The sequence below is a fragment of the Microcoleus sp. bin38.metabat.b11b12b14.051 genome, from assembly GCF_013299165.1.
Classification (GTDB): domain Bacteria; phylum Cyanobacteriota; class Cyanobacteriia; order Cyanobacteriales; family Microcoleaceae; genus Microcoleus.
Window position 1 is genome coordinate 31,843 of the sequence record NZ_JAAFKD010000032.1, and the last position, 25,913, is coordinate 57,755.

25 protein-coding genes are annotated in these 25,913 nt (G+C 45.9%); 11 read left to right on the forward strand and 14 right to left on the reverse strand.

Annotated elements, in window-relative coordinates:
- The first annotated feature begins 303 nt into the window (after positions 1-303).
- Positions 304-1,716, forward strand: a complete 1,413-nt coding sequence (locus tag QZW47_RS24980) for an HD domain-containing phosphohydrolase (protein ID WP_293133190.1) — start codon at positions 304-306, stop codon at positions 1,714-1,716.
- Between the two features lie 124 nt (positions 1,717-1,840).
- On the opposite strand, the gene QZW47_RS24985 is transcribed toward QZW47_RS24980, so the two are convergent.
- The gene (locus QZW47_RS24985) at positions 1,841-2,008 is read right to left on the reverse strand and encodes a hypothetical protein (RefSeq protein WP_293133192.1); all 168 of its coding nucleotides are present in this window, start codon (positions 2,006-2,008) and stop codon (positions 1,841-1,843) included.
- 26 nt (positions 2,009-2,034) lie between these two features.
- Between QZW47_RS24985 and QZW47_RS24990 the strand changes: the two genes are divergently transcribed.
- The 3 genes from QZW47_RS24990 to QZW47_RS25000 all read left to right on the forward strand — a co-directional run bounded on the left by QZW47_RS24990 (position 2,035) and on the right by QZW47_RS25000 (position 4,273).
- Positions 2,035-2,628: a pentapeptide repeat-containing protein gene (locus QZW47_RS24990; protein ID WP_293133195.1), complete on the forward strand. Its 594-nt coding sequence runs from the start codon at positions 2,035-2,037 to the stop codon at positions 2,626-2,628.
- Between the two features lie 126 nt (positions 2,629-2,754).
- On the forward strand, positions 2,755-3,510 hold the full coding sequence (locus QZW47_RS24995; protein WP_293133198.1) for a DUF2993 domain-containing protein: 756 nt from the start codon (positions 2,755-2,757) through the stop codon (positions 3,508-3,510).
- 472 nt (positions 3,511-3,982) lie between these two features.
- Positions 3,983-4,273, forward strand: coding sequence for a DUF1816 domain-containing protein (locus QZW47_RS25000; protein WP_293133201.1), 291 nt, complete (start codon positions 3,983-3,985; stop codon positions 4,271-4,273).
- A 296-nt stretch (positions 4,274-4,569) separates the two neighbouring features.
- Here QZW47_RS25000 and QZW47_RS25005 read toward each other — a convergent pair whose 3' ends face one another.
- On the reverse strand, positions 4,570-4,710 hold the full coding sequence (locus QZW47_RS25005) for a hypothetical protein (RefSeq protein ID WP_293133204.1): 141 nt from the start codon (positions 4,708-4,710) through the stop codon (positions 4,570-4,572).
- 430 nt (positions 4,711-5,140) lie between these two features.
- Between QZW47_RS25005 and QZW47_RS25010 the strand changes: the two genes are divergently transcribed.
- On the forward strand, positions 5,141-5,413 hold the full coding sequence (locus QZW47_RS25010) for a DUF1816 domain-containing protein (RefSeq protein WP_293133207.1): 273 nt from the start codon (positions 5,141-5,143) through the stop codon (positions 5,411-5,413).
- Between the two features lie 222 nt (positions 5,414-5,635).
- Here QZW47_RS25010 and QZW47_RS25015 read toward each other — a convergent pair whose 3' ends face one another.
- The gene (locus QZW47_RS25015) at positions 5,636-6,439 is read right to left on the reverse strand and encodes an FkbM family methyltransferase (RefSeq protein WP_293133210.1); all 804 of its coding nucleotides are present in this window, start codon (positions 6,437-6,439) and stop codon (positions 5,636-5,638) included.
- Between the two features lie 203 nt (positions 6,440-6,642).
- The gene (locus tag QZW47_RS25020) at positions 6,643-7,656 is read right to left on the reverse strand and encodes a J domain-containing protein (protein ID WP_293133212.1); all 1,014 of its coding nucleotides are present in this window, start codon (positions 7,654-7,656) and stop codon (positions 6,643-6,645) included.
- A 344-nt stretch (positions 7,657-8,000) separates the two neighbouring features.
- Here QZW47_RS25020 and QZW47_RS25025 point away from each other — a divergent pair, with 344 nt between their 5' ends.
- Together QZW47_RS25025 and QZW47_RS25030 are read left to right on the forward strand one after the other, a co-directional pair.
- Positions 8,001-8,180, forward strand: a complete 180-nt coding sequence (locus tag QZW47_RS25025; RefSeq protein ID WP_293133214.1) for a hypothetical protein — start codon at positions 8,001-8,003, stop codon at positions 8,178-8,180.
- Positions 8,181-8,531: 351 nt separating this feature from the next.
- A complete protein-coding gene (locus QZW47_RS25030; RefSeq protein ID WP_293133217.1) occupies positions 8,532-8,822 on the forward strand; it encodes a hypothetical protein in 291 nt (96 codons plus the stop codon).
- Between the two features lie 87 nt (positions 8,823-8,909).
- Here the strand turns inward: QZW47_RS25030 and QZW47_RS25035 are convergent, their stop codons facing one another.
- A complete protein-coding gene (locus QZW47_RS25035; protein ID WP_293133220.1) occupies positions 8,910-10,199 on the reverse strand; it encodes a glucose-1-phosphate adenylyltransferase in 1,290 nt (429 codons plus the stop codon).
- 743 nt (positions 10,200-10,942) lie between these two features.
- Here QZW47_RS25035 and QZW47_RS25040 point away from each other — a divergent pair.
- Entirely contained in the window at positions 10,943-12,409 is a 1,467-nt protein-coding gene (locus QZW47_RS25040) for an alpha-amylase family glycosyl hydrolase (protein ID WP_293133223.1), read from the forward strand.
- A gap of 580 nt (positions 12,410-12,989) precedes the next feature.
- On the opposite strand, the gene QZW47_RS25045 is transcribed toward QZW47_RS25040, so the two are convergent.
- The gene (locus tag QZW47_RS25045) at positions 12,990-13,451 is read right to left on the reverse strand and encodes a DUF2358 domain-containing protein (protein WP_293133226.1); all 462 of its coding nucleotides are present in this window, start codon (positions 13,449-13,451) and stop codon (positions 12,990-12,992) included.
- Between the two features lie 58 nt (positions 13,452-13,509).
- Between QZW47_RS25045 and QZW47_RS25050 the strand changes: the two genes are divergently transcribed.
- Positions 13,510-14,082, forward strand: a complete 573-nt coding sequence (locus QZW47_RS25050) for a hypothetical protein (protein ID WP_293133229.1) — start codon at positions 13,510-13,512, stop codon at positions 14,080-14,082.
- A gap of 49 nt (positions 14,083-14,131) precedes the next feature.
- On the opposite strand, the gene QZW47_RS25055 is transcribed toward QZW47_RS25050, so the two are convergent.
- On the reverse strand, positions 14,132-15,454 hold the full coding sequence (locus QZW47_RS25055) for a histidinol-phosphate transaminase (RefSeq protein ID WP_293133232.1): 1,323 nt from the start codon (positions 15,452-15,454) through the stop codon (positions 14,132-14,134).
- A gap of 289 nt (positions 15,455-15,743) precedes the next feature.
- Here QZW47_RS25055 and QZW47_RS25060 point away from each other — a divergent pair, with 289 nt between their 5' ends.
- The gene (locus QZW47_RS25060; RefSeq protein ID WP_293133235.1) at positions 15,744-16,031 is read left to right on the forward strand and encodes a WGxxGxxG family protein; all 288 of its coding nucleotides are present in this window, start codon (positions 15,744-15,746) and stop codon (positions 16,029-16,031) included.
- Here QZW47_RS25060 and QZW47_RS25065 read toward each other — a convergent pair.
- From QZW47_RS25065 to gor, 7 genes are all read right to left on the reverse strand, one after another.
- Positions 16,004-16,144, reverse strand: coding sequence for a hypothetical protein (locus QZW47_RS25065; protein ID WP_293133238.1), 141 nt, complete (start codon positions 16,142-16,144; stop codon positions 16,004-16,006). The genes QZW47_RS25060 and QZW47_RS25065 overlap by 28 nt on opposite strands.
- A gap of 45 nt (positions 16,145-16,189) precedes the next feature.
- Complete coding sequence (locus tag QZW47_RS25070) at positions 16,190-16,897, reverse strand: ROK family protein (RefSeq protein ID WP_293133241.1); 708 nt, start codon at positions 16,895-16,897, stop codon at positions 16,190-16,192.
- Between the two features lie 155 nt (positions 16,898-17,052).
- Complete coding sequence (locus QZW47_RS25075) at positions 17,053-17,739, reverse strand: YqiA/YcfP family alpha/beta fold hydrolase (protein ID WP_293133244.1); 687 nt, start codon at positions 17,737-17,739, stop codon at positions 17,053-17,055.
- 351 nt (positions 17,740-18,090) lie between these two features.
- A complete protein-coding gene (locus QZW47_RS25080; protein WP_293133247.1) occupies positions 18,091-18,579 on the reverse strand; it encodes a Spy/CpxP family protein refolding chaperone in 489 nt (162 codons plus the stop codon).
- Between the two features lie 20 nt (positions 18,580-18,599).
- On the reverse strand, positions 18,600-19,034 hold the full coding sequence (locus tag QZW47_RS25085; protein ID WP_293133250.1) for a hypothetical protein: 435 nt from the start codon (positions 19,032-19,034) through the stop codon (positions 18,600-18,602).
- Positions 19,031-19,768 carry a sigma-70 family RNA polymerase sigma factor gene (locus QZW47_RS25090; RefSeq protein ID WP_293133253.1) on the reverse strand — a complete coding sequence of 246 codons (738 nt, stop codon included), beginning with the start codon at positions 19,766-19,768 and terminating at the stop codon, positions 19,031-19,033. The genes QZW47_RS25085 and QZW47_RS25090 overlap by 4 nt, the downstream gene beginning before the upstream one ends.
- A gap of 273 nt (positions 19,769-20,041) precedes the next feature.
- A complete protein-coding gene (gene gor, locus QZW47_RS25095) occupies positions 20,042-21,385 on the reverse strand; it encodes a glutathione-disulfide reductase (protein ID WP_293133256.1) in 1,344 nt (447 codons plus the stop codon).
- Between the two features lie 935 nt (positions 21,386-22,320).
- On the opposite strand from gor, the gene QZW47_RS25100 reads away from it, so the two are divergent.
- Complete coding sequence (locus QZW47_RS25100; RefSeq protein ID WP_293133259.1) at positions 22,321-25,221, forward strand: HEAT repeat domain-containing protein; 2,901 nt, start codon at positions 22,321-22,323, stop codon at positions 25,219-25,221.
- Positions 25,222-25,913: the final 692 nt, after the last annotated feature.

A 25,913-nucleotide genomic window follows, 5' to 3' on the forward strand; every position in this document is an offset into this window, starting at 1 on the left:
ACCTAAGTTTTTCATTTTACCGCAAGTCCTATTTTCAGAGATGATAATTTTACAAATACGTATATAGTCCTGGACACAACTGGTACAAAATCAGAAATCTTTTCTAGGCACATTGTTGCGATCGGGTGATATTTATCATATCTGCAAGAGACCGCTAAAGCGCAATATCGATCGCCTTCACCTAGGCGTTTTTGTCCGTTGTAGAGCCACAAACCATCAAAAACTCGGATTTTTTGCCAAAAGTATTTTCGAGAAGCTCGATCGCACGTTACAATACATTAAGAGCCGGCACCGCCTTTTGCAATGAATCCAGAATCAACTCTCGCCAGACTACAAGCTACACTTCCCGACGGAAAACTGCCTTCGAGCTACGGGGTATACTTCAAAAACACTCTCGTAGCCCTGTGTCACGCCCTGGAAGACCACATCTTGCAAACCAGCAGCGGCGACGATCTCGCACTCAAACCACTGGTTTTGGTGACGTTTCAGCAGGGAAAGTGGTATTTGCAGGAAGCCGATCGCTATTTCGATATTGCTAATGCCTCTCGACAGGTTGTTATCGGTGCAGTAGCCGACAGCGGTTTCGCTACCCACAAAACCGGTCATTTAGAAAATGTATCTTTAATAGAACTCGATGAGATCGACCCGATCATCCAAGAATGGAATTTAATCATTCTCGCCCCGACATACAAAGCAATGGTGCTTTGTCGCGAACTTTCAGACGAGGAATACTTGCCAGAGGGCAAGCCAGAAGTCGATACAGAGCGAAAATTCTACGGTTTGTGGTCATTTGACCAGTCCTTGGTGTCGGCGTCAGCAGAAATTTTTATAGAACAAACGCGACATTATAATCCCACGCTAGCTGACAGTTTGCTGGAAATTCACCACTCGATTCTTGCTACCAAAGGCCCGCCCTTGGCAGACATTAGCGGCGTAGTATCGCGCATCGTCACCTACCTGCAAAGTTCTCAGCAGCAAATGGTGGCAATTAACCGCCAAACCCGCGATTTGTGGGAATTGGAAGGTCAAGCTTTGCGCGTCAGCCGCAATTTGAACGCCAACAAACTGCAAGCTTTTCTGCGGATGGCCCAGCGCGTAGACGAACGCGATACCTCAAATCCCACAGCGTCTTTGCAGGTGGCGGCTTTGTCGGAAACTTTGGGTCAATTGTTGGATTTGCCAGCTTTACAGTTGCGTCGTCTGCGGCTGGCGGGATTGCTGTTTCGAGTCGGCTTAGTTTCGGCGCCAAATGAAGTATTCGATCGCACTTCCGATAAATTCGACCAAGGAACTCTCTCATTCTGGCGCGATCGTAGTTTCATCGGTTCCCAACTCCTGCAAGCAATGCCGGAGCTATCACCAGTCGCCGAAATTGTCAAGCACAAACTCGAAAACTGGGACGGCAGTGGTAGGCCAGAAGGTTTGCGAGGCGAAGAGATACCGATTGCTTCGCGGATTGTCGGGTTAGTCGCTTGTTTTCAAGATTTGACTCAACCGCGGGGCGATCGTCCGGCTTTGAGTTTGACAGCAGCTTTGGAAAAGTGCCGCGAATTTTCAGGCACTCGCTTCGATCCAGCTTTGGTGGAAACTCTCGGTAACGTCGTCAGACTCGCAGACATGGGCTTGATGGAGTTACCAACGCGCCCTAGCCAACTGCCTAATATCTGGTTGGAAGATTTGGGCGATCGCGCTCCGGCAGCAGCCCCTGCCTTATAAAATAAGTTGGGAATTGGGCATGGGGCATGGGGCATGGGGCATGGGGCATAGGGCATAGGGCATAGGGCATAGGGCATAGGGAATTGGGCATAGGGCATAGGGCATTTAGTGCTCGGACTGATGACTAATGACAACTGCCAACTCCCAACTGACAACCGCCAACTGCCAACTGCCAACTGCCAACTGCCAACTGACTAATGACCTGTTTGGCCAATGCCCCATCCCCGATGCCCGATGCCCCATCCCCGATGCCCGATGCCCGATGCCCGATGCCCCATCCCCGATGCCCCATGACTAATGACTAATGACTAAAAACTAATGACTAATGACCTCGAAGCCATACGCCAAGGCAAAATTCATATATTGGCCGGCATAAATTTAGCTGGCGCCGATTTAGCGGGAGCAGATCTCGCTGGTGCCGACTTATCTCAAGCTAACTTAACAGGAGCAAATCTGGCCGGTGCTAACTTGCAGCGGGCGGTACTGCGAGCAAACCTTCGCGGTGCTGACTTGAGTGGTGCTGACTTGCGCGGCGCAGATTTTCGGAATGCTGACTTGCGCGGTGCTTCCTTTGCTAACGCTTTAGTCCGCGATGCAAGTTTTGGGGGTGCTTTTTTGACCGCAGTCTCGATCGGCAATTTGGACTTAAGCGGTGTCGATTTGCGCGGCGCGGACTTGCGGGGCGCTAATTTGTCTCGCGCCATCTTGCAGCAGGCTGATTTGAGCAATGCCAATTTGTCCGGTGCAGACTTGTCCTGGGCTGATTTGGAAGAAGCTATTCTGAATGGAGCCGTACTGCGAGGTGCTAACCTGACGGGGGCTAATTTGCTCTGTGCTGCGATCGAACATACCATCTGGGATGGAGCTTTGCTCGATCACGCTTGTCTCCAAGGCACTCCCCTGAGCCCTTAAATTTCAAAAATGTTACCTTCAAGGCAGACAAAAACAACATCTGCTTATAAAGTGAATAAGAACAAGCTATTTTAACATTTCTTAATGAGAGGTTATAATAGCGACTGTAGATCAGCAAACGCATAAATGGTAGCAGCTTTGTTTAGCGGTACATCCTTTCAAGGTCAAAGTGGCGATCGCCTTGTCAGCAAAGTAGCAGGAGCTGCGATCGCGGCCTTATTCAAACGTTCAGAAAAGGCAGAAGCCAACATCCGAGTCGAACCTGTGGCCAAACTATTGCAGGGAAGCATCGACGGTTTCGACTTCGTTGGCAAAGGTATGCTAATGTACAACGGCCTACGCATAGAGGTGATGGAACTTTACTTGCAAGCACTCTCCATTGATTTTGGGGCGATTTTTGCAGGTCAAGTCAAATTGCGGCAGCCTACCCAGGCAAATATGCGAGTCGTCTTAAGTCGATCGGATTTAACCACCTCATTCAACACGCCTTTTGTAGTTGAAAAACTTCAAAAGCTGAGTTACCAAGATCAATCTCTGCACTTTCAAAACACTGAAGTCAGCTTCGGGGCCGACAAATCTATTCGGCTTCAGTCCGAAATTACGATCGGCAATTCCAGCGAACCAGTCAAAATAGATATTACAGCTCAGTTGCAAGTAGAAGACCGACGCAAAATCCAATTTGTCAGCGTTACTTACGGCGGTGACGGGCAAGCCATAGACTTGGCTCAAGCTATAATTGTCCACGTAAATAACTTGCTAGATTTAGACAAATTTGCCTTAGAAGGTACTCAACTGCGAGTAGACAGGTGTCGAGTTCAAAACGACGAGCTGGTTTTCTACGGTTGGGCTGGCATCGAACAGTTCCCCAAAGGCAAGCGCTAAGCCTCAGCCTGCTCAGGTTTGCGGAAAAATCAGATTGGTTTAAGGAATTTGATAGCTCAACAAAACAACCCGCCCCGGCGGGTTTTGCTATTTTAGCCACAGTTCTTCAGCTATGAGGTTGCTAGCGTACAGTCTCTATATTCCAGCGTATTTCGCCAACCAATCGATCGCGGATTTAATTTGTCAGCAACTGCTGACTTAAATTTTTAAGTCAGCAGTTGCGCTTGGGCGCTCTTTCTTTATATACATGAAAGAGCGCCCAAGCGCAACAACCTACCTGTTCAAAATCTGCACTCAGGTTGAGGCGATCGCCCAAATAGTATTGATAAAGTGAGATTGTGTTAGATGCAGAAACCGGGTTTGAGAGACAAAATTCTGCGAAAGGGCGATCGCGAAAAATGGACAACCCGGTTGATGAGAGTCGCGATGACGCAAGTCCTGTTAGAAAATAAATAACCCATAAAGAGGAAATATGCTTGGATTTTATTTATTTGGTCTCTACCTCGCAGCCTTGTCCGTATTTGTCGGGCCCAGCCGCCGCGCACCCGAGAAATGGTGGGTAGAAATCGTCACAGATTTGCCCTACTGTACCTACTATTTTGGCCCCTTCGAGACCGACAAAGAAGCCTCCTGTCACACTCCGGGCTATATAGAAGACTTGGAAAGCGAAGGAGCTAAAAGACTTAGCGTCCGCATCAAACGGTGTCATCCTTCGGAACTCACCATCTGCGAAAGTGAATTCTCAAACAGTATCGCTGCTTAATAGTTTTGATAGTTTAGGCTGCAAAAACCTGGTTTTTTAACTGATAAACTCGGTCTATCGAGACAAGTATCGGTTGAAAAACCAGGTTTTGGCGCGTCAAGCGCGGCCAAGTTATGCTTGATATAGCAATCGCCACAGCGGTGAGGACATAAATAACCTCATGAATAGAGCCTATAGCCCATAGCAGAAACCGTTTGATTTCCTTGACGAAGCAACTCTTCGACTTCCCTCGACTTCGCTCGGGACAAGTCGCTTTTCGCGCAAGCTGTCAACTGTCCACTGTCAACTGTCCACTGCTATATCATGTCCGATAGATCGCAATAATAGTCGATCGCGCCTGTGTTCGTAGTGCGTCCTGGCGTCCGCTCTCCGGCCCAAGAAGGAGTCCGCACCGATCCGTTTTTGTAGTGAATAGTCGATCGCGATATTATTCCCATACGCCATTGTTAACACTTTAGCAATGAATTTATAGACAAATAAATAGAAGCATTTGAATTGAATGAATGCAAAAAGCATTTTTTATAGTGCCGTGTTGGATCGCGAGCCCCTGAGACCGCTCAAAAAGCTAAATTGAGATCCTCCGGAGGAAAGCAAGAGCAAGGGGAATATTTTCTACTCATAGTATTTAGCCGTTCGCATTCTCCGAACTCAAGGATATTGGGTCTAATTGTCGTGATTGCTTAGCAGACTTTTGACTTGTAGCTGCGGCTTAAGAATCAACTTGTTCTACACCAAAATGCTGATGTTAGGTAGTATTAAGTCTCAACAATTGCGGTGGCTAAATCAGCACAGAGGCTGAGCCGATCGAACTATTTGTTTTGCTAAATTAAGGAAAGTATAACATACTTGACTTTGGGGAGACATACTATGTTCGGACTTTATCTATTCGGTATGTACGTTGCAGCTTTCTGGATACTGACTCAACCGATGGGTAGCAGTAGAGGTCGCGAGTGGTGGGTAGAAGTTGACACAGATTCGCCCAAACGCACCTATTACTTTGGCCCCTACGAAACCAAGGATGAAGCTTCTAATAATACGAGTGGCTACATCAAAGATTTGGAAAAGAAAGGAGCTAAAAAAATTAGCATTAACATCAAGCAAGGTCGCCAGCCCAGTCAGCTAACTGCTAGCGATGAGTAATATCACCTTAGGTTTAAGCTTTGGCTCATTGGTCAACCTGCTTGCAGGTCAGAGTTCAGGATAGTTGTCCGTCTCGATTAGATGCTTGGGGCGATCGACAACTTTCGGCATTCTGGACTCTGACTGCAAACAAGATTAATTCAAACTCAATCTTTAGCCATTAATTAAAAGCTGGGTGTCGAATTTGGGTTTTGTTAATTTTTTCTCAACAATACGCCACAATCAGACAACGCGCTGCCACTTTGCAATTGCTGCTTGATTCTTGGTAAAAATGAAGTTGTTTGCATAGGTTTTACCTGGAAGAATTTTGTCAAATTGTATGCTAGAATCTGGCTGGTGTAGAACTAGACTGAACTTATCAATCGGTAAAATTTGTCTGCCTAACATGAAGAAACCTTCGTAACCGCAGTTAGAAAAATAGTTTAACAAATTTTCTACTGCCCCGGGCTTGTGACGTTCTTCTGCTTCGATTAAAAAGTTAGGTTGATCGCGCTCGATTGTCTTTTGAGCACCTTTGATTACAGCTAGCTCGTGACCTTCTACATCAATTTTCATAAAGCCTACTGGCGAGAAGTTGAAGCTATCGAGAGGATAACAATCAACAGTAAATTTCCGTAGTTCAACCGCAGGAAACTGGTTGTCTGGTTCGATAGTGGCGAGAGCTAGGTAATCGTTGCCTTCAATGGTAGGGATGACTAAATCTGTTTGCTGCTCGCGATCGGAAAGAGCACAGGAATGTATCCGTACCGCTTCGCCCTTACAGCTCTCCTCCAGCAGTTTCACAAGTATCGGGTTGGGTTCAAAAGCTTCACAACCTGCTGAAGAGCGAGCTAAGTCATGGGTGAAACATCCGCTGTTGGCTCCGATATCAAACGCCAAGCGAGACGGATCGCACAAGTAGCGAGCCACAGTAATCTCTGGATTTCCCCGCCATTCCCTCCAAGTATCTCGGAGAGGCTTAACCGCAGCGCTCGGTAGTAACTTGTCGATGATTCTAGCTAGCGAGTATTCAATTTTTTGGAACATAGCTGTTGCCTGCTTTGATCATCTGAAGGAGTCAAGTTGATACTTCCTCCAACCAGAAGTTAACTTATACTGCTGTCGATGCTCTGAAAGCATCGGGTTTATGCTAGCACACAGCGATCTAGCTTTTGGGGCAACCGATCTAAGTTTGAGGGGCCGCGAACAATTCTTAACAATTTGCGAGCATTTTGGCATCAAAATTAAAATTAAAGTGCCATCTGGTTTAAAGTGTTGCGGGGATTAAAAGTGCGATTTGCCTTGATTTTTTCGTAGCATTCGCGCTCTAGGGCTGTGAGTTCTTTCGGCGGGACGATCGCAATTTTTACCAACAAATCAGTGCGTTCATCTTTCTTCGGTTTCGGCCATCCTTTCCCTCGCAGCCGCAAAGACTGACCCGATCGCATACCCGGCGGAAATTTTACAACGATCGTACCTTCAGGCGCCGGCACTTCAATAGAAGCTCCCAACACCGCTTCGTCGGGAGTTATCGGCACTTCGCAGACCAGATTCTCTCCTTCAAATTGAAAGAAAGGGTGAGGTAAAACTTCTAATTTTAGGTACAAATCTCCCTGCTGCTTCGTGTAAGGATCAACTTGACCTTTACCTTTAACCCGAATTTTGCTACCGCTTTTCACTCCCGCAGGAATCGAAACTTCGCCTGTGGCGACTCGCTTGGAAGTGCCGCCAAAGGCTTCCCCCAGAGTCAGGGAAATCACCACTTCAGTGTCGAGAGAGTTTCCTGCGGTGCGGTTTTCGTACCCGGCGAAATCTTCAAATCCGCCAAAACCTGTGGGCCCGCCGGTGCTGGTGCGGTAGTTGCTGTAATTCCACTTGCTGCTGCGGCTGCTACCAGCACCGCTGCTGGCGGCGCGGCCGAGCAAAGCATTGATAAATTCGTCAAAACTGCCGTACTGGCTGAAGTCAACGCCGCCAAAGTCTACATTCGTACCCGCCCCACCCGGCCATCCCCCGCCAGTTGCAGCCGCTTGCTTCCAGTATTGACCGTATTGGTCGTATTTTTTGCGTTTTTCTGCGTCTGAAAGCACTTCATAAGCTTCGTTTACTTCTTTAAAACGAGCTTCGGCTTCTTTATTCCCCGGATTCATGTCCGGGTGATATTTCCGGGCTAGTTTGCGAAAAGTTTTTTTAATTTCGTCTGAGCTGGCAGTTTTGTTGAGCCCCAAAATAGCGTAATAGTCTTTAAAATCCGTTGCAGCCATTAAGTAATCCTCTCTTTATTAGTTATTAGTTGTTAGTTGTTAGTTGTTAGTTGTGAGGAAGCATAAATCCCAAATTAGAGCGACTTGTACAGCGTAGCCGAAGGTAGCCGAAGGGTACTTTTCCTTCTTCCTTCTTCCTTCTTCCCTCTTCCTTCGAGCAAGTCAACTGTCAACTGTCAACTGTCAACTGTCAACTGTCAACTGTTAACTCTTCCTTCTTCAGATTATAGGTTATCAAAGATTGGGACTCGATCGAGTTCGGTTGTTGCTTGCAGGACATCGCAATTTCCGCACCCCCCTGCTATTGGATATTTTCAGGAGTTGTGCGCCTTTGGGATTTTCGTGTGCGTACCATATCTGATCGCCCGTCGGGGAAAGCTGCTGCGGTTGTTGGTTCGATCGCCCGTCGGGTTGACGCCCTTGCTGAGGATCGCTCTTTTTTGCTCTTTTTTTTCTCAGATGTGCGATCGAACTTCTCTTTCTCTAACTGTTCACCAATGCCAACCCTAGCTGGTTCTCATTAGCAAGTCCCGTCGAATCTGCTGCCTAAATTTTGAAGCTATCATACCCTAAAGCGTGCAGTAATTCAACCATCTTTCTATATATTTTTTATTTTCCAGACTGATGGTATACTGTGTTGCTTTTACAGCCTCTGCATATACTTAAGTCATAAAAGTACAACATAATTTCTCGCTTGTCTGTTAACTAGAACACACACTTTCAGAAAAATTAAGATAGGATTGTATAATCATCAGCTTTTAACGCTACCAGAGTGCTACTATTATGAATTATTTGCTAAGTTGGCCTTGTGGCTGCTGCGACGATTGGAAAGATAGTTCCGAGAGTTGTGTTGTACTCAGAAACGGGCAGCGCATTTGCCAGTCTTGCTACGATCGCAAATACAAGAATCAGAAGCTATCCGCCAGACGCAGGCGATCGAACATATCTGTATCGCAGCAGACCGCAACAGAGACTGTGCCTTATTAATGCGCCGGGGCTGGAATACAGCCAAGTATTTGACAACGGGAGCATCAGCCGTTGAAATTAATAATGAACTAAAAAAAATAATTTCCTCATCAGTGAGCTTGTCCGCTCGCCGAGTCTTTCATAAAGCCGAAGACCAGCCATCAGTCATCAGTCATCGGTCATTGGCGATCTGTCACTAATTTATTTATCATCAGTCACTGACTAGCAGATAACAGATTTTAATTTAAAAAACTAATGACTGACGACTAATGACTAATGACTAATAACTAAATGATAGTTCCATCAGGAATCGTGGCATTTTTCAGGACTACGACAATGCCGCTGCGGATGTAAAAACCTTGGTTTTCGCGGTTGGCTTCTTCCACTCGGTCTTTATTAATGATTTGAACGTTGCGGCCGATGCGGGCATTTTTATCTACAATCGCGCGGCGAATTGTAGTATCTGCACCGATACCGAGGGCGACTCCACCATTGTCCAAACTCGAATGCCGTTCGGCGTCCGGTTCGTAGAAGTCAGCGCCCATAACCAGGGTATCTTGAATCGTACATCCAGCTTCAATACGCGATCGAACTCCCAACACAGAATGGTCGATCCGGCACTGTTTGAGAATACACCCTTCAGCAATAATCGATTCAGTCACATGAGTATCTAAAAGCTTAGTCGGCGGCAAGAAACGCGGGCGAGTGTAAATCGGCGCCTTTTCGTCGTAGAAACTGAAAGGAGGCTTAGGCTGTTTTGTCAGCGCCAAGTTAGCATCATAAAAAGCCTCAATGGTTCCGATATCTTCCCAATAATCGTCAAACAAATAAGCTTGAACGTTGTGGTCTTTTGAAGAATTCGGAATAATCTCTTTACCAAAATCAGTTTGGTTGGGAGATTCTTTCAGGAGTTTAATCAGAACTTCTTTTTTGAAGACGTAAATCCCCATCGAAGCAATGTAAGGACTTTCCTGAGCCTGCTGCGGTGTCAGTCCCAGTTTAGTAGTATCCACCTGCATTTGTTTGAGCGCATCGCCTTTTGGCTTTTCGCTGAAAGAAATAATGCGGCCGTTGTCGTCGATTTTCATCAAACCAAAATCCGAGGCCCGCTTCTCGTCCATTGGCAAAACCGAGAGGGTGATATCGGCATTGGTTTCGCGGTGTCTATCCACAAACTTCTGATAGTCCATGCGGTAGAGGTGGTCGCCTGAGAGAATCAAGTATTCGTCAACGTCCCACTGTTCAAGCAGCGAGATATATTGGCGAACTGCGTCCGCTGTCCCTTGAAACCAGTTAGGGTTTTCCTGAGTTTGCTGGGCGGCGAGCACCTCGACAAATCCCTCGGTGAAGCCCGAAAACTGGTAAGTGCGAGAGATGTGCCGGTTCAGGGATGCCGAGTTGAATTGGGTGAGGACGTAGATTTTGACTATTTCGGAGTTGATGCAGTTGCTGACAGGAATATCGATGAGGCGATATTTGCCTGCGAGGGGAACTGCGGGTTTGGCTCGCAGTTTGGTTAGGGGGTAAAGGCGGGTGCCGACACCGCCACCGAGGATGATGGCTAAGACGTTTTTCAAGGAACTTTCTCCCTAGGATCTATTAACTCTCCAAGTCCAGTGTCCGATGGTGAGGGCTTCTTGACAAGGGGGGGAGCAAGGAACTTTTGAGTTTTGAGTAGTGATTTCAGTTGCTGGCGCAGAAACCGGGTTTGTTAATCTAAATACTTCGTTCCAATCCTCAAGAGCAGTTAAAAAACCCGTTTGTGAGAGTTGGAGTGCCTGGGGGAGAGGAGTTTTGTGTTTTGAGTTGTGAGTTAAAATACCCATCAATCAATAATTGATGTTTTGAAAAGTTGGGAGTTGTGAGTTAAAATACCCATGACTAAATAAGGGCAGTTTCACCAAACAATCAGGTTTGGGCTATGGGCTGTTAATTACAAGTGTTTTGGGTCAATTCCCTGTTGTGGCAATAAGTCCATCTGGCGATCGATTGCCCCGGTGGTTTTGGTTTCAGCGCCTGCGATCGCACTTGGGGCGCACTTGGTGCTCTGTTTATACTTGAGTTAGCTGCAATTTTTTTCCTGGCGTTCCTATGTTGTAAGTTTCTCAAACTCCGCAGCATTCAGGAAGCGCCACCTGCCGGGATGATAAATTTATAGGCTAAAATCACTTAGAAATCTCAGATAGACTCCAAATTTGTGGGATGTTTGGCGATCGGTCGATCGACAAAACTCGGCAAAGTGTCTATTTTTCTACCAAAAGCTAGATTCCCTAGTAACCTCTGCTACTGTAGCCTAAGCCGTAAAAGACAGGAAAAGTATATGCAAATTCAAACGCCTGACTGGGTTAAACACGCGGTATTTTACCAAATATTCCCCGATCGCTTTGCCAAAAGCAAACAGCCCCGCAAACGCCTCCTGCAAAACTTTATGTGGGAAGAATGGCACGAAATCCCCACCCTTCAAGGCTACAAAGGCGGCGACTTGTGGGGCGTTATGGAACAGCTAGATTACCTGCAAGACTTAGGCATAAACGCAATTTATTTCACCCCGATATTTCAGTCAGCCTGCAATCACCGCTACCACACCCACGACTACTATCAAGTCGATCCAATGTTAGGTGGAAATCCAGCATTTAAAGACCTTCTAGACGCCGCCCACGCTCGCAACATCAAAATCGTCCTCGACGGCGTATTCAACCACGCCAGCCGCGGCTTTTTCTTCTTTCACGACATCCTCGAAAACGGCCCCCATTCTCCTTGGGTAGATTGGTTTAAAATAGAAGGCTGGCCACTATCTGCCTACGACGGCAATTTTCCGGCTAATTACGCAGGTTGGGACGGAAACCGAGCCTTACCAGAATTCAATCACGACAATCCTGAAGTGCGAGAATACATCATGGAAATCGCCGAATACTGGGTTAAATTCGGCATCGACGGCTGGCGGCTGGACGTTCCTTTTGAAATTAAAAGTCCGGGATTTTGGCAGGAATTTAGAGAACGAGTTAAAGCAATTAATCCCGAAGCTTACATTGTCGGGGAAGTTTGGGAAGATGCCAGAGAATGGCTCGATGGCAGTCAATTTGACGGAGTAATGAATTATCTGTTTGCGGGGCCAACTATTGCTTTTGCTGCGGGCGACAGAGTTGATTTAGCCCAAATTGAAGGCCGTTCTTACCATCCCTATCCGCCGCTGTTTGCTAAACAATATGGCGAAAAAATTCAGCAGGTTTTGGAACTTTACCCCTGGCCGATCCAGCTAACTCAACTCAATTTGTTGGCGAGTCACGATACAGCCCGGTTAATCTCCATTGCTGGAGGCGATAAACCTAGCGTCGAACTCGCTAGTTTGCTGTTGTTAACTTTTCCCGGAGCTCCGAGTATTTACTACGGCGATGAAGTTGGTTTACCTGGTGCTCTCGATCCCGATTCTCGCCGCGGTTTTCCCTTAGAAGCTCACTGGGAACTTGATGTTTTAGATTATCACAAGCAGTTGATTGCTTTGCGGCACAAATATGCTGCCCTCCGCACCGGAGATTACCAGATTCTGTTTGCTGAGGGAACGGTTTACGTTTTTGCTCGGATTTTGGGGGATGAGGAAATAGTTGTGGCTGTCAATGTGGCTACCGAAGCAGCTCATATTAGCTTTGAGGCACCTAACTTGAAATCTCCTCACGAGAAATTGCTGTTCGGTAAAGGCGAGTTTGTTTGGAAAGGTGAAGGGGAAACTCGATCTTTAGAATTGATCCTGCCGGCGCGATCGGGATTGATTTTAGGTTCGGATAATTAGTTTAAAATGTCCGCTAATTTGCATAAACCGATTGGTTTGTCAAGATAGGTTTGTAGTGAGGACTTTAGTCCGCATTGAGGAAGGACTAAAGTCCTCACTACGAACCTTTAGTTTGATTGGGCTGCAACCAATGTCAGTTGGTGCTAAGACGGTGTAGAGACCAGGACTTTGGAATAAATCTCATAAACCTGCTGCTTCAATAACAGTTAGGAGTGTTCTGAAAGCGCTGGCATTGGTGGCAGTCTAGATCAGATCAGCCATGATGTTTTTCAGAAGAGTAAATAGCAGAAAATTAATCTGAGCGAACGATTATTTTAGCAGTTTACAAATAGCAAAAAATTGCTCTGAGGGCTGATGATTGTTTGAGTTATTATAGGTTACTCTGGTTGCTTGTGTGGATGGTGGAGGACGATCGACTATCAGTCAACCGATTTGAGATTTTAGACTTCGACTTCGCGAGCGTCGAACGATTTGAGATTTTAGATTGACCCCACGGATAAATGCGGGGGCTTGAGGATTTGAGATTTGAGACTTCGACTTCGCGAGCGTCGAACGATTTTGGATTGATTCCACGGATAAATCACGTGGCGGGTACCACCTTTGAAATTCTTGGTAAAACCCCGAGCCCAGTATCCCCGCCCTTGCGGAAAAACTGCTTGAGAATCTCTCCGGGATCTCTGTCCCAGGTGTCGATATGTTGGTAAATTAAACCGTCCTCATCCAGCTTGTAGGTTGAATAGCCGTTGAAGAAGATCCGAGCTTTCCAGGGTACGCGCAGTGTCCCGCGAACAGTCCAAGTTGCCACAATAGTATCAGGGCTTGTCTGACTTACGTCGTGTAGGTCGAAGTAAATTTCGGTGAAAAATAGCTGCCCGTGAAACCGCAGTGTCCAAAAGATAATCCGGTAGTTGATTTTTCCTTTAAATTTATTAACAGGGTCTTGAAAATAAACATCTTTTGTGTAGATGTCATAGGAGATGTCTTTCTCAAAAAGGGTTGGGAGATCCGCTTTCAGTGTGTCTGCTGCTTGTTCTGCCTGCATTGGATATTCGATGGCGCTCAAACTACCACCTTGTGACAGTATTAATTTATAAGTGTAAATGGATAGTCTTGAACGATCGCTCGACGATCGCAAATTTGATAGTTTATCCTGCTCTGATTTTAACTCTAGCGGTGTTGTGCGCCTCGGCGTTTCTGCTGACCCCGATTTGCGACATCGAAACCTTGGCACAGATTTGACACAACACTCCCACTCCTCTGACATTCTCGCAGAAATCACCAGCGGCAAGCTGTTGATGGTAGATAGCCGTCGCCGGAACGGTCTAATTTTGATTAAACGCTTCCACGCGGAGTTTGCCGGGCCTGGGGCTGCGGTTGGAGGTGCTTTTGATGTTGACTCGCAGCAGGCGATTCCCGTGGGGGATTTTTGTTTGGTTTGCCCTGTCTCGGCAGCAGACAGACAGAAAGCTTTTGGAGTTCGGCGGCATTGGGTGCGGTTGACGGAACAGTTAACGCGAAAGCCTGTGGCTTTGGAACGCGCACAAATGATTGTCATTCAATTTGAACAATATTTTGATTTGGAAACGGTAGCAGAAATTCCCGATCGAGCTTTGGCACTTTTAGTCGGCGTATTTCCCCAAACCATTCGCGCGGCGCGACTGCTCGATGGTTAAAAATCACCTGGTAATTTGCTGAATTTTATACCACGCTCCGATTTTTTTGTCAAGTCAAAATCGCAGCGATGCGATCGACTGTGCGCTGATTTTCCTCGGGAGAACCCACAGTAATTCGCAAACCTCCTCCGGTGTGCCGAATCAAAGTACCTCGCTCTTTTAACTGCTGCATGATTTGTTGGTGTTTTTGTTCGATAGATGCGCCTTCAGTGGCTTTCGCGCGCAGGTAAACGAAGTTAGCTGCACTTGGCCAAACTTGTAATGTTGGATGCTGAGTTAGCGCTGCAATTAATTTGGCTCTTTCGGCGATAATTTCGGGAATTACTGCTAGCAATAACTGCCGCTGCGCTAGAGCGAATTCGGCTGCGGTTTGCGAAAAACTGGGGAGGTTGTAGGGAAGGCGAATTTTTTCTAAGGCGGCTGTGAGTTCCGGATGGGCGATCGCATATCCGACTCTCATTGACGCCAGTCGAAATGCTTTAGAAAATGTCCGCAAAATTATCCAGTTCGGATGCTGGTGCAATCTGTCTGCTAAAGTGTTTTGGCTGAATTCAAAATAAGCTTCGTCAATTACTACTAATATATTTTCGGGTAAAGTAGACAACCATTCTATTTCATTGGTTGTTAAAGCATTGGCTGTGGGGGAATTGGGATGCACGACAAAGACGATACGCACGGGGGGATTTTGATTTTGGTCGTTAGCGCAGCCCGCCCCTACGGGAGCCTCATCAACGGAGAGGATCGCTCTTTTTGCTGCATTAATGTCGATTTCAAAATTATCCTCTCTGCGCGCCACGCTGACAACGGGAATGCCGAGGGTTTTGGCGGTAATTCCGTACATTGAAAATGTGGGATTGGCGACGAGTATCGAACCTGCGCCGCCCAAGCAAGTAGCGATTAAGAGCGATCGAATTAGTTCGTCAGAACCGTTACCGACAGAAATATTGTCGGCTGTAATGGCGGTTTGTGGTGGTTTGACCCCCCCTAGCCCCCCCTTGTTAAGGGGGGGGACGTTGAGGCTCTCCCCCTTGTTAAGGGGGGGGACGTTGAGGCTCTCCCCATTGTTAAGGGGGGGGACGTTGAGGCTCTCCCCATTGTTAAGGGGGGGGATATTTAGGGATTCGTTGACATATTGGGCGATCGCCTGTTTCAGGGCTGCGTGGCCTCCATCGGGATAGCGATTTGTCTCGATTAACTGCTGGTAAGTCCAGGCTAGCTTTTGTTTTAATTCCTCTGGTAAATCATAGGCGCATTCGTTAGTGTCGAGGCGATCGAGTACGCTTTGGGAGTGCGTTGATTCTCCTGAGGCGCCGCCCGGATGGGGAGTGTAGGCGGTAAGTTCGGCTAAGTCTTTGCGGATAAAGGGAAGCATGATCTGATTTTAAACTTTTGATTTGAGATTTTGGTGAGCTTGCCAAGCAACACAGCAGTCTACAACAATTACGAATGCAAAAATTTTATTTTTTTACATCGCTGCTGAAATGTTTGCAGCATCCCGACTTACTTTTGCTGTATCAAAGGCATCTAAACTTAGGATATAGCCTTTTCTATCTCAAAAGCAAGAGGCAAGAGGTAATTGAGTTTCTGTCGGTCGATTGATGTGGGGGCTGCTGCAAATTGATTATTTTGATAAAGTAACTGCTGACATTTGGAAACCAACTATGAAAGTTAATTCTTCGCATCTCTGTAAAAATGCCACCGCTACCCTGATAGCTTTGAGTGTGGCTGTTCTCCCTTCAGCAATGCCCGCCTCGGCTCAAACTAATTCCGCTCCAGCACAGAACAATAATGGTTCTAATCGAGTGATTTTAGATACAACTCCGTTTCAAGAAAGCAAGGGCGACAACAATCACTGGGGTGCTTTGGGTTTGTTGGGCCTCCTCGGCTTGCTTAATCTGTTTCGCAAGGATGAACCCAAACGCTACCGCGAGCCGATGGCTGGGGAATAATTGTTAGAAATGGCGATCGCCACACCAGCCAAAAACCAAATCCACTGTCTGGGATACAGAAACCGGGTTGTTTGTAAAACTACAAGATTATTGCTTTTAATCGTAGTAAACAACCGGGTTTCTTTGATATAAACGGGCAGTTTTGCCAGAAAGTTTATTCAATCGCGCCACAAAGCAATTCCGCCCAACAACCCGCTGACATTCGGTACTATTTTAACCTGGGGCGGTAAATCAAAAGCAATTTTTTTTGTATTGCCACCGCCGATGTAAATGCGATCGCAGTTAAAGAGATTTTGCAGAGAGGTGAGTGCTTTTTCCAGACGGCGGTTCCACCTTTTGGCACCTACGGTATCTAAGGCCAAACGCCCTAGTTGCTGTTCGTAAGTTTCCCCTTTGCGAAACTGGTGATGCCCTAATTCGAGATTTGGCACCAAGATACCATCGACAAATAAGGCAGAACCGAAACCGGTGCCGAGGGTAATTACTAATTCTACTCCCGTCCCGGCAATTGAACCCAATCCTTGAATATCGGCATCGTTAGCTACTCGCACTGGTTTTCCCAAGCGATCTTTGAGAGTAGTTGCTAGGTCAAAATCTATCCAAGACGGATCTAAATTGACTGCGGTTTTGATGATGCCGCGACACACAACGCCGGGAAAACCGACGGATACTCGGTCAAATTCGCCTTGTCCGCTGGCCAAAGAGGCGATCGTCTCTAGTACAGGTTCGGGCTTGGGTGGTTGAGGCGTTTCTAAACGGCTGCGTTCAGTTAGGGGTTCACCTTCAGCGTCCAAAACCATAACTTTGATGCCACTTCCGCCAATGTCAACGGCTAAGGTGCGAGTCGATTTATTTTGTTCAGTCATTTGATTGTTGAAACTTGCAATTTTGTCAGTCGATTTGAGATTTGAGATTTACTTTCCTGCAAGTAAATCTGGGAGATTGAACAGTCGTCTCTAATTGGTGCTTTCCACGACAGGATGCGGGGGCTGCTATCAATTTTTGGCGCCGTCAAGTTTTATTATTTGAATTGGCAAAACTTTGGTATCGCTTCCCAAATTTCATCTAGGACATTTCCCAAAGAATGATCGTCCTCTAGTTCGATTAATTTCACCCAGGGACGATGCTCGGAAAAACTTCTGCTAGCTTGAATCGGTACGATCGTATCATGCTTACCGTGCAGAATTAACGTAGGGACTGGTCGCATTAATTTTTCTTCAGGGTATTGACCCATATCTGCCACAAACTGATAATTTAACGGCAGATAACGCTGTTCGCCGTAGTGGTAAACTGGCAAATATTTCTCAGACTGCCACTTTTCTAACTGTTGCTGTCCTAACTGTGGCAGCCAGTGGGAGAGAAATTGAAAAGCCGGTGCTAGCAAAACTATTTGTTTTACTGATAGTTGTCGCTGGGCCAGCCAAGCCGCTGTCAGTCCGCCAAAACTAGAGCCAATGATGGTAACTTCCTCTAGTTTTTTTACATTTTCTACAGATTCCGTGGATTGGGTTTGCAGAAATTCTGTTTCTATTTGGTCTAATTGGCGCGTGAGAGTGAGGCGCGAAAAATCATTGTGATTGAGATCGGGAGTTTTGAGGTCAATTCCTAGGGAATAAAAGCGATCGCGAAAATATTTAGCCTTAATTGAATCTGGAGTTGAAGCAAATCCGTGTAAATAAATGTAACTAGAATCGTTTTGTAAATTCATCCAAAAAATTTTATGAGATTTACCAACTAATTGTATTAAATTGTGCCACAGGTGAGGGAAGAGAAGAGTTTTTAACCGCAGAGGGCGCAGAGGGCGCAGAGGGAAGAGTGTTGCGAGGGTTTTGCCTCATCCCTCCCCTCTCTGCGCCAAGAGCGCTCTCTGCGGTTAAATCCTCTTAATCTCTACTTCATTTCCTTGTAATCCACCCCATAACTCGTATCTCTTCGAGTCAAAGTCTCCAAAGTTTGTCTCGTTTTACTGGATGTATTTTAACTTAAATGATCGAGGAGCGCGTTGCACACGGCTACAAGTTGATTTTTTAGTAGGGTGTGCAGTGGGTAGCGGTGGAGATTATTGGGCTTTTTGACTGTTTTGTTTTCTGGTTTTAGCAGCTTCCCGGCGCTGCTGCATCAGTTGAGATAATTGGGTGCGCTGTTCGGCGGTGAGGAGTTCCCGCATGGCTAGCGTATTTTCAAATCGCAGCTCTTGCAACTGCTGTGTCAATCCTATGATTTGGCGGTGTTTGTCGCGGATTTGGCTGACATTTGCTGTGGTGCCCGACATCATTGTTTCCAATTCTTGTCTGGTTTGGCGGACTGCTTGCATTCGCTGGGAAACCTGGTCTTTGTAGCGATCGCGAACTGCCTGCATTTTCTGCTTTTGATCGGCGCTTAAATTAAGTTTGTCGAACAGCCCGTTTTCTTTGCCACCAGCTCGATTTGGACGCTGGTTTTGGGCAATATTTTCCGGTTGGTCGGGGCTGGGAGCTGCGGTTGCAGCGGCTGTAGTGCCGAGGGCAAACATTAAAAGAGCTATGGCTGAAATTCGGCGAATAGACATAAAATATTACCTGTTTGAGATTAGTTATTTGTGGGCGTTTCGCTATCAGCAGCAGTGCTGAGAGTCAACCAGTCTGTTTGCGGGCAATCGAGCAAGTTTTCGGTGTGAGAATCGTTCAATACACCCTCCCAATTATTTACCATAAATGCTTCTAGGTGCGCCGCCTCATCGGCGTGTAATTGTGCGGTAACTAGGGCGCGATAACCAGATCCAAAAACTAGCAGAGCAGCGGCGATTCCAGCAGGAAGAGTCCATTGGGAAAATCTGAATTTTTTTGAACTTTTACAAGATTCAATAAATTGCGAATCCCCTAGATGATTTAGCTCTGACGCCGCGTCATTCCTCTGTATTGCTGCTAAAACTTTTTGCTCAAAGTCGGGGGCAGCATCCGGAACATTAGGGCGATATTGCTTTAAAAAACTAACTAATTTTCTGTCGCTATTTTCATCGTTCATAGTTCCTCAACCCCCTGTTTTTGCAAAAATTGCCGCACAGAATTTCTGGCATAAAACACGCGAGATTTGACTGTTCCCGCTGGCAGTCCCAAGATTTGGGCTACTTCTTTTTGCGGGATGTCTTCTAAGTCGTGCAGTACCAAAACGCTGCGGTGTTCAAAGCTCAATTGCTCCAGTCCTCGCTGCACTAAATCTTGATAGTGCAACTGCATCAAGTTGGATGTGTTATCTTTGAGAATAACGCGATCGATTGTTTCTTGATTTTTGAGTTGGGAGTCAAAGGAATGCTGTTTAGCAAAGGCTTGTCTTTGGTCTGATGCGACGTTCCAAGTGATGCGATACAGCCAAGTTGAAAAGTTTTCCTGGTGTTTGAGTTTGGGTAATCCTTTCCAGACTCGCAGGAATACTTCTTGCGTTAAGTCGTCTAGAAGTGATGCACCGCAGAGTTGGTAAAGGGTTGACCTGACTTTTTGTTGGTAGCGTTGGTAAAGGTGGCGAAAGCAAGTACGATCGCCCTTTAAGCATCGATCAACTAAGTCGGAGTCGGAACAATCATCGATTAAAACATTGGCTGGCACACCTAACACCTGTGAAGTCTCCTCCACCTGTTCGTTATCTGAGGGGTTTAGACAGGACAAGTGCGAAAAAGGTTCAAAGGATTGAAAATTCTTTTTTTCTGGGGCTGCGGGTAGATAGGATGGTAGATAGGACGGCGGTTGAAACCGCATCGACATAGACAAAACCCGCCTCCGCGGGTTGAAGATCCGACGGGTAGATCAGATGGCGGTTGAAACCGCATCTACACAAACACTCACGCGCCTCCGCGGGTTGAAGAAGGAGGGAAACGGCATTGCCGTTTCCTGATTTTGCCGTTTCCCGATTTTAGCTTTAGGTAGATCAGACGGCGGTTGAAACCGCGTCTACACAGACACTCACGCGCCTCCGCGGGTTGAAGAAGGAGGGAAACGGCAATGCCGTTTCCTGATTGCTGCATTCCGATTTTAGCTTTACCGCAAAGTTACAAACTCTTCCGCAGTTGATGGATGAATGCCAATAGTTGCATCGAAATCTTTCTTCGTAGCTCCCATATTAACGGCGATCGCCATTCCTTGAATAATCTCGCCCGCGTCTTTGCCAACCATGTGCACGCCCAAAACTCTGTCAGTATTAGTTTCAACAACTAACTTGACAAAAGTCTTCTCATCTGCGCCTGTCAAAGCGTGAAACATCGGCCGGAATTTAGCTGTGTAGCACTTAATTGAGTCACCAAATTTAGTTCTGGCTTCCTCTTCACTTAAGCCGACTGTAGCAGCTTCCGGCTGGGAAAACACGGCTGATGCGACATTTTCGTAACTGATTGCTCTGGGATTATTGCCAAATTCCGTATCGGCAAAAGCGCGTCCTTCGGCGATCGCAATTGGTGTTAGATTAATCCGGTTGGTGCAATCTCCGACAGCAAAAATGTGTGGTTGATTGGTGCGGCTGTCTTTCGTAACTGCGATCGCACCTTTTTCGGTTTCAACTCCCGCATTTTCCAAAGCCAATTTTTCCAAATTCGGCAAACGTCCCGTAGCGCACAAAACCGCATCTACTGTCAAGGTTTCTGTTGATTCTCCCGACAGTGTTAATTTTAGGCCTTCTGGGGTTTTTTCGATTTGGGCGATCGAGCTTCCTGTGACAAAATTAATGCCATGCTTAACCATGCCTTCTTGGACGTTGGCGCGAATTTCTTCGTCAAAGTAGTGCAAAATGCGATCGCGCCGGATGATTTGAGTTACCTCACTTCCCAACCCGTTCATAATGCAAGCAAATTCAACACCAATGTAACCGCCGCCCAAAATTGCCAACCGTTTCGGCTGCTCTTTTAACAGGAAGATTTCGCGGGAAGTAATCGCGTGTTCGATACCAGGAATATCAATTCTGTGAGCTTCGCCACCGACAGCAATTAAGATTTTAGCAGCCGTGTATTTTTTGTCACCAACTTCGACAGTATGGGAGTCGATAAATTTGGCGTATCCTGAGATCAATTCAACTCCAGCTTTTTCGAGGAAGCTAATGTGCAGTTTGCTCAGCCGTCGGACTTCAGTGTCTACGGTGGTGACGAGTTTTTCCCAGTTGAAACTGGGTTCTACTGGGCTCCAACCGTAGCCGATCGCATCTTCGTACAGGTGCGAAAATGTAGAGGCGTACACCATGAGTTTTTTGGGGACACAGCCGCGAATGACGCAGGTGCCGCCTACTAAGTCATTTTCGGCGATCGCCACTTTCGCCCCGTAGGATGCCGCCCGCTTGGAACTCGCCAATCCGCCGGAACCTGCACCTATCACAAACAAATCGTAGTCGTATGTCATAATTGTCACTACTTGCCTATTTCAACTTGATTGACGATTTTTGCGCTTTACTTTTTTTAATTATATCTCAAATTTTTTTCATTTTTTTGAGGTTGACGGCTTTACTTCTTCCCTTTGATATGGTATTATTAGATAATAGAAATTCGTGCGTTAATTTTAAAATTGCGTCCACTCCCATTATTAGAGTATAGCACAAGAAAGTAGCCAAAAATATATAAAAATGTAACTATTTTTAGGCTGCAAATAACCAGGATTTATCATTGCGAACTCTTAGCGAAGCAATCGCCAAGACTCAGTATTTCTCGAAGTAGTAGATACGGGAAAATAAACCTAGAGGTACAACAGAATGTCAAGCAATCATAACCCCTGCGATTACTTCGCTTCACTTCGTTTCACTCGCAATGACATATTTATGTTTTTTGGCACGCACCTAATTAAAATCTGTCATTGCGAGCGTCCCCGCGAAGCAATCGCCAAGACTCAGTATTTCTCGAAGTAGTAGATACGGGAAAATAAACCTAGAGGTACAACAGAATGTCAAGCAATCATAACCCCTGCGATTGCTTCGCTTCACTTCGTTTCGCTCGCAATGACATATTTATGTTTTTTGGCACGCACCTATAGCCTTTCTCACATTAATTCGCGGATGAATTTTGACCTGAAAAGCTTGCTGCTGTACGGGTTGTAGCATAATTTAGCATACCTCATCTTTCTGAGAAACGCTATAATTAAAATCTGTCATTGCGAGCGTCCCCGCGAAGCAATCGCCAAGACTCAGTATTTCTCGAAGTAGTAGATACGGGAAAATAAACCTAGAGGTACAACAGAATGTCAAGCAATCATAACCCCTGCGATTGCTTCGCTTCACTTCGTTTCGCTCGCAATGACAAAAATATACTATATTATAAACATAAATTTATATTCGAGCTAGCTTTATGATTGATTGGCTTATGCTCTGGGGAGTGACACAAGCAGCAGGCATTCTCGTCCAACCCATCTTAGAAGAGTTGGCAGTAGACGGCGCAAAGGATTTGGTAAAAGATTTTTTTAAAGATTCCCTAAAAAACGTCTTGTTTGGCGAAAAAGACCCCCGACAAGTCGCAGCGGGTAAAGCCCTTAAAAAGTTTTTGGAGTTGGTACAACAACAGTTGAAAATCGGCGGACTTTCCCAAGAACAGATTAAGGTGTATATTAAAGATGTTAAAAAGTTTATCGGCAACAAGTCAGTTAAAGAAATTTTAGGTAAAGCCTTTGAGAGCGATCGCGAATCCCTCGATGCAGAACTTCTCGAACAAACCTGGACTCAACTCGATTTAGCACCTCTGCCGGCCAGATTTAAGTGGAAAACCATCGCCAATCAGTATCTCGCCGAAGTTCAAGAAATTCTCTTTGACTCAAAAGACTTGCGGGATATCTTGAATGCTCAAAATCTCGACAGCATTCAGAAAAACACCAAAGAGATGGCGGGGATTATCCCCGATTTTAACTTGAGGGAATATCAAAACGCTCTGTGCAAGCATTACAGCAATCTCGATTTAAGCAGCGTCGATGCGAATACCTATGATTATCGCGCCAAGCTGAAGGTTTGGCAAGTCTTTATTTTTCAAGATGTGCGATCGATTTACGAGTCATTTCTGCCCCAAGCTTACGAAATCCCTAAAGAATATCAACGGCGGCTGCAAGATAGCGATCGATTAGAGGCGATCGAACTTGAAAATTTAGAGAAATATCGGCGCGGTTATCTCTCTCAGGCGATCGTCTCCGTGTTAGATGTCATCAACGACAAGGCAAATTATCCGTACATTGTGATTTTAGGCGATCCAGGTTCCGGCAAATCTACTCTGTTACAATGCTTAGCATTAACTTGGGCGCGATCACCCTTAAATAGCGTCACATCTCTCCCGATTCCGCTGCTAATAGAATTGCGGATTTACATTCGCAACATGGAATCAGGAAAATGCAAAAACTTCCTTGAATTTTGCCATAAAGATTCTGGTTTTATTTGTGACTTAAATCAGCATCAATTGCACGAACAGCTTAAAGCAGGCGACGCCGTAGTGATGTTTGACGGATTAGATGAAATTTTCGATTCTGGAAAACGAGAAGATGTAATTACCGCGATTCATCGGTTTACCAACGAGTATCCGCGCGTGCGAGTGATTGTCACATCTCGGATTATTGGTTACAAAGCTCAACGGTTGAAAGATGCGGGGTTTCATCAGTTTATTCTCCAAGATTTGAATGCGGAACAAATTCAGGATTTTGTGCACCGCTGGCATGAATTGACTTTTAGTGATGATAGGGAAAAAGCGCGAATTAGTCAGCGCATGAAAAAAGCACTGGAGTATTCATCAACGATTCGAGATTTAGCAGGAAATCCGTTATTGTTGACCATTATGGCAATTTTGAATCGCAGTCAAGAATTGCCGAGAGACAGGGCGGAACTCTACAATCAAGCTTCGCGGGTATTGCTGTATCAATGGGATGTAGAAAGGTCTTTAGTAGAGGATAGCAGGCTCGATCCAAAAACGATTGATGCTAAAGACAAGCAAGAAATGCTGCGGCGAGTCGCGTGGAAAATGCAAGCAGCACCTGAAGGGTTGGCTGGCAATATCATTAGCGCCGAAGATTTGGAGAATATTCTGACAGGATATCTGAAACAGAAAGATTTCGATCGATCGACTGAGCGGGCAAGGTTGATAATTAATCAACTGCGAACCCGCAACTTTATTTTATGTTATTTGGGTGCGGATAATTACGGTTTTATACACCGAACTTTTTTGGAATATTTCTGTGCATCGCAAGTAGTGAATAGGGTTCAGGCTCTAGAACTCTCGCTGGATGAATTGAAAACAGAAGTTTTCGCCCCGCACTGGCATGATGAATCTTGGCAAGAAGTTTTGTGTTTGATTGCGGGATTGATTGCTGGAAAGTTGACAGGGGAATTGATTGAGTTTCTGATGGATGAGGATGGGGAATCCCAAAAGTTTACCAATCTGTTTTTGGCGGCGAAGTGTTTGGATGAGGTGAGGGATAGGAAGGAGATTGCTGAGGTTGATAGTCAATTGCTTAAACGCTTAAAAGAGTTAAGGAAGTACGACCTAAATTACTATTATAATAAATATTTTGGAGAACAGGTGAATTTAGTTAGTAAAATTCGCACTCAAGCAATAAGTGCGATCGCCTTTGCTTGGAAAGATGACCCGGAAACCTTACCTTGGCTCAAACAATGTGCTCAATCTGACGATGATTCGTCTGTGCGAAGTGCAGCAGTCCAAGAAATAGCACGGGGGTGGAAAGATGACCTGGAAACATTGCCTTGGCTCAAACAATGCGCTCAATCTGACGACGATCAAAATGTGCGCTCTTCAGCAGTGATAGAAATAGCATGGGGGTGGAAAAATGACCCAGAAACATTACCTTTTCTCAAGCAACGCGCTCAATTTGACGATAATTTTCCTGTGCGATATGCAGCCATCCAAGAATTAGCACGGGGGTGGAAAGATAACCCAGAAACCTTACATTTTTTCAAACAATGCGCTCAATCTGACGATGATTTATTTGTGCGATGTGCAGCAGTCCAAGAATTAGCAGGGGGGTGGAAAGATGAACCAGAGATATTTGAATTATTGTGTGATATTGCTGTTAATGATCCTTTTGAACGCAAGCACAAATTCCAAGATAATTCGCGACAAACAGCACTTGAAAGTATAGTTGAGCAATACCCCGATCGCCCAAAAACCTTAGAAATACTTCGCGATCGATTTGCCAACGATCCAGATGAACAAGTCCGCAAATTTGCCGAGAAAGAATTGGCAAAACTAGACAACCTGTGATATGAACGTAAGTTTTTTATGCCACGTCGCAGATTTCAGAAACCGGGTTTCTTGCATAATTTCTCGCCACCAAATGCAAAACTCGTAGAAACCCGGTTTCTCGCCCACATCGCAGATTTCAGAAACCGGGTTTCTTGCGTAATTTCTCGTTACCAAATGCCAAACTCGTAGAAACCCGGTTTCTCGCCCACGTCGCAGATTTCAGAAACCGGGTTTCTTGCGTAATTTCTCGCCACCAAATGCAAGACTCGAAGAAACCCGGTTTCTCGCCCACGTCGCAGATTTTAGAAACCGGGTTTCTTCGGAGATTTCTCGTTACCAAATGCAAAACTCGAAGAAACCCGGTTTCTCGCCCACGTCGCAGATTTTAGAAACCGGGTTTCTTCGGAGATTTCTCGCCACCAAATGCAAAACTCGAAGAAACCCGGTTTCTCGCCCACGTCGCAGATTTCAGAAACCGGGTTTCTTGCGTAATTTCTCGTTACCAAATGCAAAACTCGTAGAAACCCGGTTTCTCGCCCACGTCGCAGATTTCAGAAACCGGGTTTCTTGCGTAATTTCTCGTTACCAAATGCAAAACTCGTAGAAACCCGGTTTCTCGCCCACGTCGCAGATTTCAGAAACCGGGTTTCTTGCGTAATTTCTCGTTACCAAATGCAAAACTCGTAGAAACCCGGTTTCTCGCCCACGTC

Coding starts and splice junctions, on each gene's coding strand:
- QZW47_RS24980 (WP_293133190.1), top strand. CDS start 304: ATGAATCCAGAATCAACTCTCGCCAGACTACAAGCTACACTTCCCGAC.
- QZW47_RS24985 (WP_293133192.1), bottom strand. CDS start 2,008: ATGGGGCATCGGGGATGGGGCATCGGGCATCGGGCATCGGGCATCGGG.
- QZW47_RS24990 (WP_293133195.1), top strand. CDS start 2,035: ATGACTAATGACCTCGAAGCCATACGCCAAGGCAAAATTCATATATTG.
- QZW47_RS24995 (WP_293133198.1), top strand. CDS start 2,755: ATGGTAGCAGCTTTGTTTAGCGGTACATCCTTTCAAGGTCAAAGTGGC.
- QZW47_RS25000 (WP_293133201.1), top strand. CDS start 3,983: ATGCTTGGATTTTATTTATTTGGTCTCTACCTCGCAGCCTTGTCCGTA.
- QZW47_RS25005 (WP_293133204.1), bottom strand. CDS start 4,710: ATGGGAATAATATCGCGATCGACTATTCACTACAAAAACGGATCGGTG.
- QZW47_RS25010 (WP_293133207.1), top strand. CDS start 5,141: ATGTTCGGACTTTATCTATTCGGTATGTACGTTGCAGCTTTCTGGATA.
- QZW47_RS25015 (WP_293133210.1), bottom strand. CDS start 6,439: ATGTTCCAAAAAATTGAATACTCGCTAGCTAGAATCATCGACAAGTTA.
- QZW47_RS25020 (WP_293133212.1), bottom strand. CDS start 7,656: ATGGCTGCAACGGATTTTAAAGACTATTACGCTATTTTGGGGCTCAAC.
- QZW47_RS25040 (WP_293133223.1), top strand. CDS start 10,943: ATGCAAATTCAAACGCCTGACTGGGTTAAACACGCGGTATTTTACCAA.
- QZW47_RS25045 (WP_293133226.1), bottom strand. CDS start 13,451: ATGCAGGCAGAACAAGCAGCAGACACACTGAAAGCGGATCTCCCAACC.
- QZW47_RS25050 (WP_293133229.1), top strand. CDS start 13,510: ATGGATAGTCTTGAACGATCGCTCGACGATCGCAAATTTGATAGTTTA.
- QZW47_RS25055 (WP_293133232.1), bottom strand. CDS start 15,454: ATGCTTCCCTTTATCCGCAAAGACTTAGCCGAACTTACCGCCTACACT.
- QZW47_RS25060 (WP_293133235.1), top strand. CDS start 15,744: ATGAAAGTTAATTCTTCGCATCTCTGTAAAAATGCCACCGCTACCCTG.
- QZW47_RS25070 (WP_293133241.1), bottom strand. CDS start 16,897: ATGACTGAACAAAATAAATCGACTCGCACCTTAGCCGTTGACATTGGC.
- QZW47_RS25075 (WP_293133244.1), bottom strand. CDS start 17,739: ATGAATTTACAAAACGATTCTAGTTACATTTATTTACACGGATTTGCT.
- QZW47_RS25080 (WP_293133247.1), bottom strand. CDS start 18,579: ATGTCTATTCGCCGAATTTCAGCCATAGCTCTTTTAATGTTTGCCCTC.
- QZW47_RS25085 (WP_293133250.1), bottom strand. CDS start 19,034: ATGAACGATGAAAATAGCGACAGAAAATTAGTTAGTTTTTTAAAGCAA.
- QZW47_RS25090 (WP_293133253.1), bottom strand. CDS start 19,768: ATGTCGATGCGGTTTCAACCGCCGTCCTATCTACCATCCTATCTACCC.
- gor (WP_293133256.1), bottom strand. CDS start 21,385: ATGACATACGACTACGATTTGTTTGTGATAGGTGCAGGTTCCGGCGGA.
- QZW47_RS25100 (WP_293133259.1), top strand. CDS start 22,321: ATGATTGATTGGCTTATGCTCTGGGGAGTGACACAAGCAGCAGGCATT.